The following is a 13074-nucleotide window of genomic DNA, read 5'->3' on the forward strand; positions in this document are numbered from 1 at the left end:
CGACAGTGACGAAAATCGGCGGCTGGCTAGTATAGGCAGCCACAAGTGCTGATCGGAATGGGGGGATGCGATGCGACGCTGGAACGGGTGGGGTGACGAGGCGACCGAAGTGGAGCTGCCGGCCCACGGCGAGGCCTTTCTCGCTGAGCTGATCGGGCCGGGCCAGCGTCTGGCCGATGCCAGCCTGCAGGATGTGCTGGCGCGCGTGCCGGCGTCGCGCCTGGCGCCGCATCCGCTGATCTGTCAGGACGCCGAAGTGCGCATGCGTCATGCCCGTGGCCAGAGCCTGCCGGACTGGCTGGCGATGCGCTCCGGTGACTTCGGCCTGTTTCCCGACGGCGTTGCCTGCCCGGAAAGCACCGAGCAGATCCGCGAGCTGTTGGCCTGGGCGCAGAAGCATGATGTCACCCTGATTCCGTACGGCGGTGGCACCTCGGTGGCCGGGCACATCAACCCGCAGGCTGGCCAGCGCCCGGTGCTGACCCTGTCGCTGGAGCGTATGACGCGCTTGCTGGATATCGACGAGGACAGCCTGATCGCTACTTTCGGCCCCGGTGCCAATGGCCCGCAAGTGGAGAGTCAACTGCGCGCACGCGGCTACACTCTGGGGCATTTCCCGCAGTCCTGGGAGCTGTCGACCCTCGGCGGCTGGGTCGCCAGCCGTTCCAGCGGCCAGCAGTCGCTGCGTTACGGGCGAATCGAGCAACTGTTCGCCGGCGGCAAGCTGGAAACCTTCGCCGGCACCCTGGACATTCCCACCTTCCCGGCATCGGCCGCCGGGCCCGACCTGCGTGAGCTGGTGATGGGCTCGGAAGGGCGCTTCGGGGTGATCTCCGAGGTGCGTGTGCGCATCAGCCGCCTGGCCGAGCAGGAGCGCTTCTATGCGGTTTTTCTGCCCAACTGGCAGCAGGCGGTGAGTGCCATTCGCAGCCTGGCCCAGGCGCGGGTTCCGCTGTCCATGCTGCGCTTGTCCAACGCCATCGAGACCCGTACCCAACTGGCATTGGCCGGTCACCCACAGCAGATCGCCCTGCTGGAGAAGTACCTGGCCCTGCGGGGCGCACGCGACGGCAAGTGCATGCTGACCTTCGGCGTCACTGGCAGCCGCATGCAGAATGCCGCTTCGCTGAAACAGGCGCGGCGCCTGCTGAAAGGCTTCGGCGGCGTATTCACCGGTACCCTGCTGGGCAAGAAGTGGGAGCAAAATCGCTTCCGCTTCCCTTATCTGCGCCATGGTCTGTGGGAGCGCGGTTACCTGGTCGACACCCTGGAAACCGCCACCGATTGGTCGAATGTCGACAACCTGCTGAACAAGATCGAGGCCAGCCTGCGTGACGAGCTGGCCGGCGACGGCGAGCGCGTGCACGTCTTCACCCACCTGTCGCACGTTTATGGCGAAGGCTCGAGCATCTACACCACTTATGTGTTCCGCCCCGGCAGCGACTACGCCGCGGCCATGGCGCGCTGGCATCGGCTCAAGGCGGCGGCCAGCCGCACGATCGCAGGCAACCGCGGCACCATCAGCCACCAGCATGGCGTTGGCCGCGATCACGCGCCCTACCTGGCGGCGGAGAAGGGCGAGCTGGGCATGGCCACGCTGCGCAGCCTGGCCACGCATTTCGATCCCGACCAGCGCCTGGTGCCTGGCGTGTTGCTGCAGGACTGAGCATGGAACCGTGGAACGCCACCTGGCGCACGCGCGCACTGCCTGAACTGGCAGCGCGTGACTGGGATCTGCTGGTGATCGGCGGCGGCATTTGCGGTGCCGGTATCCTGCGTGAGGCGGCGCGGCGTGGTTGGCGCTGCCTGTTGCTGGAGCAGCGCGACTTCGCCTGGGGTACCTCCAGCCGCTCGTCGAAGATGGTGCACGGTGGCCTGCGCTACGTTGCCAAGGGCCAGTTGGGGCTGACCCGCGACTCGGTGCGCGAGCGCCAGCGCCTGCTCGGCGAGGCGCCGGGGCTGGTGGAGCCCTTGAGCTTCGTCATGCCGCACTACCGTGGTGGTTTTCCTGGGCCCAAAGTCTTCGGCGGACTGCTCAGCCTGTACGACGCCCTGGCCGGCAAGCGCAATCACCTGTTCTACCCGCTGCAGCAACTGCGTTATGTGGCGCCGGGCATTCGTGAGGATGGCCTGCTCGGTGGCACGCGCTTCTTCGATGCAGTGACCGACGATGCTCGCCTGGTGCAGCGCGTACTGGGCGAGGCGCGTGCCGAAGGTGGCGAAGCGCTCAATGGCATGCGTGTGGTCGAGTTGCTGCGTGAGGCGGGGCAGGTAGTCGGTGTGCTCGCCGAAGATGTAGAAACAGGCAACCGATACCGCCTGCGCAGCCGCGCCGTGGCCCAGGCCACCGGGGCCTGGGCCGATCGTCTGCGCCAGCCCGGCAAGGGTCGCATCCGTCCGCTGCGCGGCAGCCACCTGCTGCTGCCGGGCTGGCGGTTGCCGGTGGCGCATGCCTTCAGCTTCATGCACGAGAGTGATGGCCGGCCGGTCTTCGTCTTCCCCTGGGAGGGCGCGACGGTGATCGGCACCACCGATCTGGATCATGCGGGCGATCTGGACACTGAGGCTGCTATCAGTAATGAGGAGGTCGACTATCTGCTGGCCGCTTGCGCTCAGCAGTTCCCGACCGCGCAGGTGACGCGCGGTGACGTGCTGTCGACCTGGGCCGGCGTGCGCCCGGTGGTGGGCGATGGTGGCAGCGCGCTGAAGCCCTCCGATGAAAAGCGCGAGCATGCGCTGTGGATCGAGCCAGGCAGCGTGACGCTGGCTGGGGGCAAGCTGACCACCTTCCGCCTGCTGGCGTTGGAGGTGCTGCGCGCCTGCGCGGGTTTCGTCGGAAAGCCGGTGGACGATCAGGGCGGCGCGGTCTTCGCTTCGAGTACGCCGATGCCGACGCCGGCATTGACTCCGGCGCAGCAACGTCGTCTGGCCGGTCGCCATGGCCGCCAGCTGGGCGAGGTGCTGTGTCTTATCGACGAGATGGGCAGCGATTGCGTCGCGGGTACGAACACCCTGTGGGCCGAACTGGCATGGGCCGCTGAGGGCGAGCTGGTGCTGCACTTGGACGACCTGTTGCTACGCCGCACGCGCCTGGGTCTGCTACTGGCAGGCGGCGGCCGCGCCGAGCTGCCGCGTATCCGCGTGCTTTGCCAGCCGCGCCTGGGCTGGAGCGATGCGCGCTGGCAGCAGGAAGAGAGCGATTACCTGGCGCTTTGGCAGCGCTGTTACAGCCTGCCATGACCCGGATTACCCGGCCCGTAGGGTGTCGCGGGACCGCCTGGGCCATGCGCACCCGCAACCCGCCGATCCAGACTTGCTGTAGCCCGGATGAAATCCGGGACTGAACCAACAGGCAGCTCCCGGATTTCATCCGGGCTACGCATAGCCAAACGCATGACAAGAAGGATCACACCTTGAGCGAATCAAGCTACCTGCTGAGCATCGATAACGGCACCCAGAGCGTGCGCGCGCTGCTGTTCGATACTCAGGGCAACCTGCTGGCCAAGGGCAAGGTGGAGCTCGACCCTTATTTCTCCAGCCAGCCGGGCTGGGCCGAGCAGGACCCGGAATACTACTGGGCCAGCCTCGGCGAGGCCTGTCGCCTGCTGTGGCAGCAGGTAGATATCGACCGCAGCCTGATCAGGGGCGTCGCCGTCACCACCCAGCGCGGTAGCATCATTCACGTCGATGAGCAGGGCGCGCCGTTGCGCCCGGCGATTCTCTGGCTCGACCAGCGACGTGCCGAGGTCGCGGGACGTATCAAGGGCCTGTGGGGCTGGCTGTTCAAACTGGTGCGTGCCGAGGAGGCTGTGAATCATTTTCGTGGCCAGGCCGAGGTCAACTGGGTCGCCCAGCATCAGCCGGACATCGCCGATCGCGCGCACAAGGTGCTGTTGCTCTCGGGCTTTCTCACCCATCGCCTGTGTGGTCGCTTCGTCGATTCGACCAGCAGTTGCGTGGCCTACCTGCCGTTCGATTACAAGCGCCTGCGCTGGGCTGCGCCCGGTGACTGGAAGTGGCAGGCGCTTTCGGTGCGTCGTGAGCAACTGCCCGAGCTGTTCAAACCGGGTGAGCGCCTCGGCCATATCACGGCCGCCGCGAGCCAACATACCGGTATTCCCGTGGGGCTACCACTGATCGCCGCCGGAGCCGACAAGGCCTGCGAGATCCTCGGTTCGGGCGCACTGGAGGCGACTACTGCCTGCCTCTCCTACGGCACCACGGCCACCATCAACACCACGCGCAGTCGCTATCTGGAAACCATCCCGCTGATACCACCGTATCCGGCAGCGCTGCCGGATCACTTCAACACCGAGGTGATGATCTATCGGGGTTTCTGGATGGTCAGCTGGTTCAAGCGCGAGTTCGGCCTGCGCGAGATGCAGCGCGCCGAGGCGCTGGGTGTGTCGCCCGAGGCGCTGTTCGATGAATTGGTCAACGCCGTGCCGCCTGGCTCCATGGGCCTGATGCTGCAACCTTACTGGACGCCGGGCATTCGTGAGCCGGGCCTGGAAGCCAAGGGCTCGATCATCGGTTTTGGTGACGTACACACACGCGCGCACTTTTATCGGGCGATTCTGGAGGGATTGGCCTATGCCCTGCGCCAGGGCAAGGAACGTATCGAAAAACGCTCCGGCACTCGCATCGAGCGCCTGCGCGTGTCTGGCGGAGGTTCGCAGAGCGATGCGGCGATGCAGCTGACAGCCGACATCTTTGGCCTGCCGGCCGAACGGCCGCACCTTTATGAAACCAGCGGCCTGGGTGCGGCGATCAACTGCGCAGTTGGGCTGGGGTTGCACGCCGATTATCCGGCTGCAATCGCCGCCATGACGCGTGTTGGTCAGGTCTTTGTACCGAACCCCGAGGCTCTGCGAATCTACGAACAGTTGTACACGCAGGTCTATCAGCGCATGTACCGCCAGCTCAAGCCGCTGTACCAGAGCATTCGCAAGATCACCGGTTATCCGGCTTAGGGCACCCATTCGTAGCCCGGATGATCCGGGGCAGCGCATCCAAGCTCTCCCGGATTTCATCCGGGCTACTTCATACAGAAACAGACCGCCCTCCAGAATGGAGGGCGGTTGGTTTGGCATCAGGCGACGTCCACCAGCACGATCTCGCTGTCTTCCTGCGCTTCGATGCGGATCAGCGTTTCATCGGCTATGGCCACGCCATCACGTGCCTTGACGGCTACGCCGTTGACACTGAAAGCACCGGTAGCGCCCACCAGATAGGCCTTGCGGCCCGGTTGCAGGCTGTATTCGGCACTCTCTCCAGCCTTGATCGTGGCCGCAACCAGGCGCGCGTCGGTACGGATGCGCAGTGCGTCGACATCCTCCTCGTAACCGCTGGCCAGGGTGACGAATGATCCCGAGCGGTCACCTTTGGGGAAAGGCTTGGCGCCCCAGGAGGGCGGCAGGCCGGCCTGGTTTGGCTGAATCCAGATCTGGAAGATCTTGGTGGTTTCGTCCTCCAGGTTGTACTCGCTGTGGGCGATACCGGTACCGGCGCTCATCACCTGTACATCGCCGGCCTCGGTACGGCCTTTGTTGCCCAGGTTGTCCTCGTGGCTGATGGCGCCTTCGCGAACGTAGGTGATGATCTCCATGTCGCGATGCGGGTGCGGCGGGAAGCCCGAGTGCGGTGCGATCTCGTCGTCGTTCCAGACGCGCAGACGGCCCCAGTTCATCCGCTCGGCGTCATAGTATTCGGCGAAGGAAAAATGGTGACGGGCGTTGAGCCAGCCGTGGTGAGCACCACCGAGTTGTTCGAACGGACGTACATCGATCATGGTCAATCCTCCAGTCATGCACGAGTTAAGTCCCGTGCCGCGTTGATGGCGAATGATCCATTTGGATCAATCGATTTAAAAGCGCAATTTTTACAGAATTAATATCGATTTATTTGATTAATTTTCATGAAGGCCAGGCACTAGGCTTTCGCTGATTCTTTCAAGGAGGACGCGCCATGCGCGAACGTAAGGCCTGGTTGATCCTGCATGGCAAGCAAGCGTTGAACGCAGAGGTGAGGGCGGCGGTGAACGGTCTGCGCGAGCGTGGTTGGGATCTGGCCGTGCGCCTGACCTGGGAAGGTGGCGACGCCGAGCGGCTGGTTGAGGAGGGATTGGCCGCTGGCTATTCAACGTTGATCGCCGGCGGTGGTGACGGCACCCTTCGTGATGTGGTCGAGGCGCTGGTCAAGGCGCGGAGCGAAGCGAGCCTGGCACTGCTGCCGCTGGGCACGGCCAATGACTTTGCCCACGCTGCCGGTATTCCGCTGACGCCTGTTGCGGCGTTGGCCCTGCTCGAGTTCGAGCCGGTGGCGGTGGATGTGGGCATGGCGGGCGAGCGGGTCTTCCTGAACATGGCCACTGGTGGTTTCGGCTCCAACGTTACGGCCAATACGCCTGAAGAACTCAAGAAAGTCCTGGGTGGCGCCGCCTATCTGCTCACGGGACTCAGTCGGTTTTCCGAAGTGCGTGCGGCCGCCGGTCGTTTTCATGGGCCGGATTTCGAATGGCAGGGCGAGTTCCTGGCCCTGGGCATCGGTAACGGGCGACAGGCCGGTGGTGGGCACCTGCTTTGTCCGGAGGCGAGCATCAACGATGGCCTGCTCGATATCTGCATCGTGCCGGCGGCGCTGGATGTCGTCGGCACCTTGGGCACGTTATTGTCCGGGGGCATACTTGGCTTGCAGAGCGTTGCGGTCAGCGCGCGGCTGCCCTGGCTGGAGGTGGAAGCGCTGGAGGGGTTGGATCTGAATCTCGACGGCGAGCCGATGGAAAGTAAAGGTTTGCGCTTTCGTGCAGAACCTGGCGCCCTGCGTTTGCATCTACCTGAGCATTCTTCGCTGCTCGCTGGCCAGGTACAGAGCGCTGAGGCATGATGGCTGCGCGCCAGCAATGCTTCAGTCTGCCGGCAGTCCGCCGATAACCCGAACGGCAGACTAGAATCACCTTACATACCTCGGAGCACATGATGGCCGGCATCCTCGATTCAGTAGATCAACGCACGCAACTGGTCGGCGAGAACCGTCTGGAAATTCTCATGTTCCGCCTGGCTGGCCGGCAGTTGTTCGCCATCAACGTGTTCAAGGTGCAGGAAGTCCTGCAGATGCCCAAACTGACGCTGATGCCACAGCGTCATCGCTTCGTCTGCGGCGTGGTCAACCTGCGCGGTCAGACCCTGCCGGTGATCGATCTGTCCCAGGCCATCGGCATGCGTCCACTGGTGCCGGATGAGCGCAGCACCATCATCGTCACCGAGTACAACCGCTCGGTGCAGGCTTTCCTGGTTGGCAGTGTGGATCGCATTCTCAACCTCAACTGGGAGTCGATCCAGCCGCCGCCCGGTGGGGCCGGTCGCCAGCACTACCTGACTGCGATCACCAAGGTCGATGAACAGATCGTCGAGGTCATCGACGTGGAAAAGGTGCTGGCCGAGATCGTGCCGATGAGCACCAAGGTCTCCGAAGAGAAACTCGCCGATCCGCTGTTGGAAAAAGCCCGTGGTCGTGAAGTGCTGCTGGTTGACGACTCCAGTGTGGCGCTGAGCCAGCTACGCGATACCCTGTCGCAACTGGGTATTCGCCTGCACATGACCAGCGATGGCCTCAAGGCCCTCAACCTGCTCAAGAAGTGGGCCGACACCGGTGAGGTGATGACCGACAAGCTGCTGATGATCTTCACCGATGCCGAGATGCCGGAAATGGACGGCTATCGCCTCACCAGCGAAATTCGCAACGACCCGCGTCTCAAGGATCTTTACGTGGTGCTGCACACGTCGCTGTCGGGCAGCTTCAACGAGGCGATGGTGAAGAAGGTCGGCTGCGACAATTTCCTCTCCAAGTTCCAGCCGGACAAACTGGTCGATGTAATTCGTCAACGTCTCGAGCTGGATGAACCTCGCTAAGTCCTTGATGCCTCGCAGTGCTTGTGAGCATCGCCGTCAGCTCGTATAACGGCATTTTGCCAATAGGAAGCTGACCCATGCCGAGTCTTTCGGGGCTGTACCGTTATCCGCTCAAGTCCGGCCGCGGCGAAGTGCTGCAGCGCAGCGCGGTCGACGGTCTCGGCCTGCAGGGTGATCGGCGCTGGATGCTGGTCGACGCCGACAACGGCCGCTTCATCACCCAGCGCCTGCTGCCGCAGATGAGTCAGTTGAGCGCCCTGTACGACGCGCGCGGTGGCCTGATCCTGAGTGCGCCGGGTCGTGACGATCTGTCCGTAGCGCTGCCCGACCCTGAGCAGGATCTGCGTGGCGTCATCGTCTGGCGTGACAGCCTTCGCGTGCCGGATGCCGGTGATGAAGCGGCCGCGTGGCTCAGCGGCTTGCTAGGCAAGCCTTGCCGCCTGGTGCAGGTGCCGGAAGAACGTACCCGCCAGGTCGATACCGCCTATGCGCAGCCGGGGGATCGCGTGGCCTTCGCCGATGGTTTCCCGCTGCTGCTGATTGGCCAGGCCTCGTTGGACGATCTCTCCCGGCGAGTCGGGCAGCCACTGTCGATGCTGCGTTTTCGCCCCAATCTGGTCGTCACCGGCAGCGAACCCTACGCGGAAGACAGCTGGAAGCGCATCCGCATCGGCGAGGTGGAGTTCGAGGTAGCCAAGGGCTGCTCGCGCTGCATCCTCACCACCGTCGACCCGCAGACGGGGGAGCGCAGCGCTCAGCGTGAGCCACTGGCGACGCTCAAAACCTATCGGGAACGCGATGGCGACGTATATTTCGGGCAGAACTTGCTGCCGCGTGGCATCGGTGAGCTGCAGGTAGGAATGCCGGTCGAAGTCCTGGAGTAGGATGCGCCGTGCGCACCGGGTGATCCGCTAGCTGCCGGAACATCTGATGGGCGCGGCAACTTTTGTCGCGGCGGTGGTCTGAGGCCCATGCGGTACTGAAGCGGAACGCCCTCTGGCCCCTGATTGGCGTATGGAATAGCGAGCCCCGATCAGACACCTGCCTGATCGGGGCTTTCGTTTTACTGATCGTCGAAGAAACGCTCGTTCCACGCCACCAGCGGGTGGGGGGCGCCCAGCTTCTGGCCGTAGATCACCGAGTAGGACAGCACGTTCTGCACGTACTGGCGGGTTTCGTCGAACGGAATGTTCTCGACCCAGACGTCGTAACTGAGGTGATTGGCGCCACGCAGCCACTGCCGCACGCGACCTGGACCGGCGTTGTAGGCTGCCGAGGCGAGTACGCGGTTGCCGTTGAACTGACCGTATACCTGGCTGAGATAAGCCGCACCCAGCTGGATGTTGGTGTCCGGGTTGAGTGCCAATTGCGGCGAAGCCAGGGGGATGCCGAACTTGCGTGCGGTTTCCTTGGCGGTGGCCGGCATCAGCTGCATCAGGCCCATGGCGCCTGCGTGGGAGCGGGCGTCGGCCATGAAGGCACTTTCCTGGCGGGTGATGGCGAACACCCAGCTCGAATGCAGGTCACGGCGCTTGGCTTCGCGTACCAGCTCGTTACGGTGGGCCATGGGGAAGCGTACTTCCAGGTCGTCCCAGTACTGGGCCTGGCTGATGGTGCGGATGGCCGGGAAATACCACTCCATTTCGTAGGCCAGGCGCGCCTGGGCCACCAGTTCATCGCGGCTGAACAGGCGGCTGACGTGATACCACTCGCGGCGGCCATCGACGATCTGCCCGCGTTCATGGAATTCAATCGCGCGCTCGATGCCGGCAGTGTTGCGCACTTTCTGCACCACCTTGGGATCGAGGGCCAGTGGCTGGTTGTTCAACGCGTAGGGCGCCTTGACCTGATCCGCCGCCATGAAACCATAGAAGTCGCGTTCCTTGGCCAGTGCCTGAAACAGCACGGCCGGCTGCTGGCTGTTGGGTTGTGCCAGTTGCAGGCTGCGCGCATTCCAGTAACGCCAGCGGTTGCTGCTGGCCAGATCGGACGGCATGTTCTGGGTCAGCTGATAGGCCTCTTCCCAGCGGCCGTGACGCAGCAGTAGGCGCGCACGCCATTCGCTGACGGTGTTGTCACGCAGTTGCGGGTCGTACTTGGCCATTACCTGCAGGCCGCGCAGGTCGAAGCGTTGCGCCAGGCGCAGGCCGATCTGCCGAGCGATGGCGACCTGTTCGTCGGAGGAGAACTTCATGCGCTGGGCGTAGCCGTCGAGCAGGGCCAGGGCATCTTCCGGGCTCTGTCGAGCCAAGCGGCGCAAGCCGAGGCCGACCACATCGCTCATGGTGCTATCGGCTGGCGCGAAGCGCGCAGTGTTCTTCAGCAGTTGCGGCTTTTGCGCCACTTCGACCATCAGCTTGCCGCGCTCACCGAGCGTTGGCATGCCCTTGATCAGGAAGTTGGCCAGGCCGTAGTTGCCGCTTTCCACCGCCAGCTTGGTGCGCTGCCAGCGACGTTGCTCGGTGAGCTGGCCATTGGCGGCCCAGCGTTCGAACAGCGGGTCACAGGCGTTGGGCTGGGATTTTCCCACCAGCCAGAGCTTCTCGGCGGTGGCGTTGCCTTCGGCAGTCAGGCCGTGGCTGAGCTGGTACTGGCCATACAGGCAATCCAGTTCGGTGAAATTGAGCTTGGCGTCGTAGTGATCGAGAAAGGGTTTCCAGTCGCCACGCTCGGCCAGCCAGCGCAACCAGCGCAGTTTCATCCAGCTGGCCTGAGGCAGGTCGCCGTGTTCGGCGAGAAACTTCTCGATCTCGGCATTGCTGGCCGACTTGAGCCGGTTGGTCAGCTCGTCATAGGCCAGATAAGGCGTCAGTGGGTAATCGCGTAGCGCGTTGGCGTACTGGCGATAAGGTCCGCTGTCACCCTTGGCCAGGGCACGCTTGGCTTCGTCGTAGTACTGGCGTTGCTGCGCCAGGTTGGCGGCTTCGACGCTGGTAAGGCCAGCAGTGGTGGTGAGGATCAGGCAAGAGACTACAGAGAGAAGGCGACCGCGCATGGCATTTCCAGGGGGCAAGCAGAGAGTGGGGCAACACGTTCCGTGTCGTTGCATACCCTTAGCTTAGCGCTTCAGCGGGGCTCGGTGAATGCTGTCGGGTCAGATGGACACATGCGGAAAAAATGCGTGGCGCAGTGCTATTGCAAGTGCGCTACCGAGGTGCCTGCTGCCGGGGCGGAAACGGCTACAGCCAGCCTGCAACTCGGGTAGAATGCGCCCCCTGTTTCTGGAGATGCCCATGACCCTGCTCAAGTTTGCCGACGTATCCCTCGCCTATGGCGCCATGCCCCTGCTCGATGGAGTGTCCTGGCAGATTGCGCGGGGTGAGCGGGTGTGTATCATCGGCCGCAACGGCACCGGTAAATCGAGCATGCTGCGCTTGGTCAAGGGCGACCAGATGCCCGATGACGGCGAGATCTGGCGCGCCCCGGGGCTGAAGATCGGCGAGCTGCCGCAGGAGCTGCCGCGCGCCGACGAGCGCACGGTGTTCGACGTGGTCGCCGAAGGCCTGGCCGGCGTTGGCGAGCTGCTGGCGCGTTATCATCACCTGGCGCAGAACATCCATGGCGACGACGACCTCGAGCAACTGATGCACGTGCAGCAGGAGCTGGAAGCCAAAGATGGCTGGCGTCTGCAGCAACTGGTCGACAGCACCCTGAGCCGCCTGCAGTTGCCGGCCGACAAGACGCTGGCCGAGCTCTCCGGGGGCTGGCGCCGTCGCGTGCTTCTTGCGCAGGCACTGGTGTCCGAGCCGGATCTGCTGCTGCTCGATGAACCGACCAACCACCTGGACATCGGCGCCATCGCCTGGCTGGAGGAGGCGCTGAAAGACTTCGGCGGCGCCGTGCTGTTCATTACCCACGACCGCTCCTTCCTGCAGAACCTCGCTACGCGCATCCTGGAACTGGATCGTGGCGGCCTGATCGACTGGAACGGCGACTACGCCAGCTTCCTGGTACATAAAGAGCAGCAACTGGCTGCCGAGGAAACCGCCAATGCGCTGTTCGACAAGCGCCTGGCTCAGGAGGAAGTGTGGATTCGTCAGGGCATCAAGGCCCGTCGCACCCGTAACGAAGGGCGTGTACGTGCGCTCAAGGCAATGCGTGCGGAGCGTAGCGAGCGGCGCGAGCGCCAGGGCAAGGCGAATATCCAGCTCGATACCGCGGACAAGTCCGGCAAACAGGTGATGGTGGCAGAGAACGTCAGTTTCGCTCACGCCGGCGGCCCGTTCCTGGTCAAGGATTTCTCCATGGTCCTGCAGCGCGGCGACCGCATCGGCCTGCTTGGCGCCAACGGTACCGGCAAAACCACCCTGCTCAAGCTTTTGCTCAGCGACCTGCAACCGAGCAGCGGCAAGATCGAGGTCGGCACCAAACTGGAAGTGGCGTATTTCGACCAATTACGTCACCAGCTCGAGCCGGAGAAGACGGTAATCGACAACGTCGCCGAAGGCCGCGACTTCATCACCATCGACGGCCAGAACCGCCATGTACTGAGCTACCTGGGCGACTTCCTGTTCAGCCCGCAACGCGCCCGTACGCCAGTCAAGGCGCTATCGGGCGGCGAACGGGCACGACTGTTGCTGGCCAAGCTGTTCAGCAAGCCGGCCAACCTGCTGGTGCTCGACGAACCGACCAACGACCTGGACGTAGAAACCCTGGAACTGCTCGAAGAAGTACTGCTCAATTTCCCTGGCACCGTGCTGATGGTCAGCCACGACCGTGCCTTCCTTGACAACGTCGTGACCAGCACCCTGGTGTTCGAGGGTGAAGGCAAGGTGCGCGAGTACGTCGGCGGGTACCAGGACTGGCTGCGCCAGGGCGGTTCGCCGCGCCTGCTCGGTGTGGGTGAAAGCAAGTCCGGCAAGGCCGAACTGGCCACGGCCATCGTCGAAGCGCCGGCCGCGGCCGCAGTGACTCCCGTGCAAGAGAGCGTCGAGCCGGCGAAGAAGAAACTAAGCTACAAGCTACAGCGCGAGCTGGAAGCGATTCCTGGGCAGATCGATGCCCTGGAGCAGGAAATGGCCGCAGTACAGGAGCAGGTATCTGACCCTGCCTTCTACCAGCAGCCGGTGCAGGTCACCACGGAAGTATTGGCGCGTCTCGAGGGCTTGCAGAAGGAAATGGACGAGTTGCTCGAGCGCTGGGCAGAGCTGGAAGGCTGACGAAG

At 63.7% G+C, this 13074-nt stretch carries 9 protein-coding genes; 7 read left to right on the top strand and 2 right to left on the bottom strand.

Translation table 11 applies throughout. The features are described 5' to 3' along the window. The first annotated feature begins 70 nt into the window (after positions 1–70). The 3 genes from H3221_RS15295 to H3221_RS15305 all read left to right on the top strand — a co-directional run bounded on the left by H3221_RS15295 (position 71) and on the right by H3221_RS15305 (position 4973). A complete protein-coding gene (locus H3221_RS15295; RefSeq protein WP_196474448.1) occupies positions 71–1666 on the top strand; it encodes an FAD-binding oxidoreductase in 1596 nt (531 codons plus the stop codon). A gap of 2 nt (positions 1667–1668) precedes the next feature. Further along, positions 1669–3240: a glycerol-3-phosphate dehydrogenase/oxidase gene (locus H3221_RS15300; protein ID WP_196474449.1), complete on the top strand. Its 1572-nt coding sequence runs from the start codon at positions 1669–1671 to the stop codon at positions 3238–3240. A 173-nt stretch (positions 3241–3413) separates the two neighbouring features. Continuing rightward, a complete protein-coding gene (locus tag H3221_RS15305) occupies positions 3414–4973 on the top strand; it encodes an FGGY-family carbohydrate kinase (protein WP_196474450.1) in 1560 nt (519 codons plus the stop codon). Between the two features lie 119 nt (positions 4974–5092). On the opposite strand, the gene H3221_RS15310 is transcribed toward H3221_RS15305, so the two are convergent. Next, positions 5093–5791, bottom strand: coding sequence for a pirin family protein (locus tag H3221_RS15310; RefSeq protein ID WP_196474451.1), 699 nt, complete (start codon positions 5789–5791; stop codon positions 5093–5095). 176 nt (positions 5792–5967) lie between these two features. Between H3221_RS15310 and yegS the strand changes: the two genes are divergently transcribed. From yegS to H3221_RS15325, 3 genes are all read left to right on the top strand, one after another. After that, the gene (gene yegS / locus H3221_RS15315) at positions 5968–6885 is read left to right on the top strand and encodes a lipid kinase YegS (protein ID WP_196474452.1); all 918 of its coding nucleotides are present in this window, start codon (positions 5968–5970) and stop codon (positions 6883–6885) included. 92 nt (positions 6886–6977) lie between these two features. Further along, a complete protein-coding gene (locus H3221_RS15320; RefSeq protein WP_196474453.1) occupies positions 6978–7910 on the top strand; it encodes a chemotaxis protein CheV in 933 nt (310 codons plus the stop codon). Positions 7911–7987: 77 nt separating this feature from the next. Continuing rightward, the gene (locus H3221_RS15325) at positions 7988–8794 is read left to right on the top strand and encodes an MOSC domain-containing protein (protein ID WP_196474454.1); all 807 of its coding nucleotides are present in this window, start codon (positions 7988–7990) and stop codon (positions 8792–8794) included. Between the two features lie 179 nt (positions 8795–8973). Here H3221_RS15325 and H3221_RS15330 read toward each other — a convergent pair whose 3' ends face one another. Further along, complete coding sequence (locus H3221_RS15330) at positions 8974–10905, bottom strand: transglycosylase SLT domain-containing protein (protein ID WP_196474455.1); 1932 nt, start codon at positions 10903–10905, stop codon at positions 8974–8976. 238 nt (positions 10906–11143) lie between these two features. Between H3221_RS15330 and H3221_RS15335 the strand changes: the two genes are divergently transcribed. Beyond that, entirely contained in the window at positions 11144–13069 is a 1926-nt protein-coding gene (locus H3221_RS15335; protein WP_196474456.1) for an ATP-binding cassette domain-containing protein, read from the top strand. Positions 13070–13074: the final 5 nt, after the last annotated feature.

The organism is Pseudomonas chaetocerotis (assembly GCF_015712105.2).
GTDB classification, from domain to species: domain Bacteria; phylum Pseudomonadota; class Gammaproteobacteria; order Pseudomonadales; family Pseudomonadaceae; genus Aquipseudomonas; species Aquipseudomonas chaetocerotis.

Excerpts from the sequence above, each read along its gene's own strand:
- yegS (WP_196474452.1), top strand. The coding sequence starts at position 5,968 with ATGCGCGAACGTAAGGCCTGGTTGATCCTGCATGGCAAGCAAGCGTTG.
- H3221_RS15325 (WP_196474454.1), top strand. The coding sequence starts at position 7,988 with ATGCCGAGTCTTTCGGGGCTGTACCGTTATCCGCTCAAGTCCGGCCGC.
- H3221_RS15335 (WP_196474456.1), top strand. The coding sequence starts at position 11,144 with ATGACCCTGCTCAAGTTTGCCGACGTATCCCTCGCCTATGGCGCCATG.
- H3221_RS15320 (WP_196474453.1), top strand. The coding sequence starts at position 6,978 with ATGGCCGGCATCCTCGATTCAGTAGATCAACGCACGCAACTGGTCGGC.
- H3221_RS15295 (WP_196474448.1), top strand. The coding sequence starts at position 71 with ATGCGACGCTGGAACGGGTGGGGTGACGAGGCGACCGAAGTGGAGCTG.
- H3221_RS15310 (WP_196474451.1), bottom strand. The coding sequence starts at position 5,791 with ATGATCGATGTACGTCCGTTCGAACAACTCGGTGGTGCTCACCACGGC.
- H3221_RS15330 (WP_196474455.1), bottom strand. The coding sequence starts at position 10,905 with ATGCGCGGTCGCCTTCTCTCTGTAGTCTCTTGCCTGATCCTCACCACC.
- H3221_RS15300 (WP_196474449.1), top strand. The coding sequence starts at position 1,669 with ATGGAACCGTGGAACGCCACCTGGCGCACGCGCGCACTGCCTGAACTG.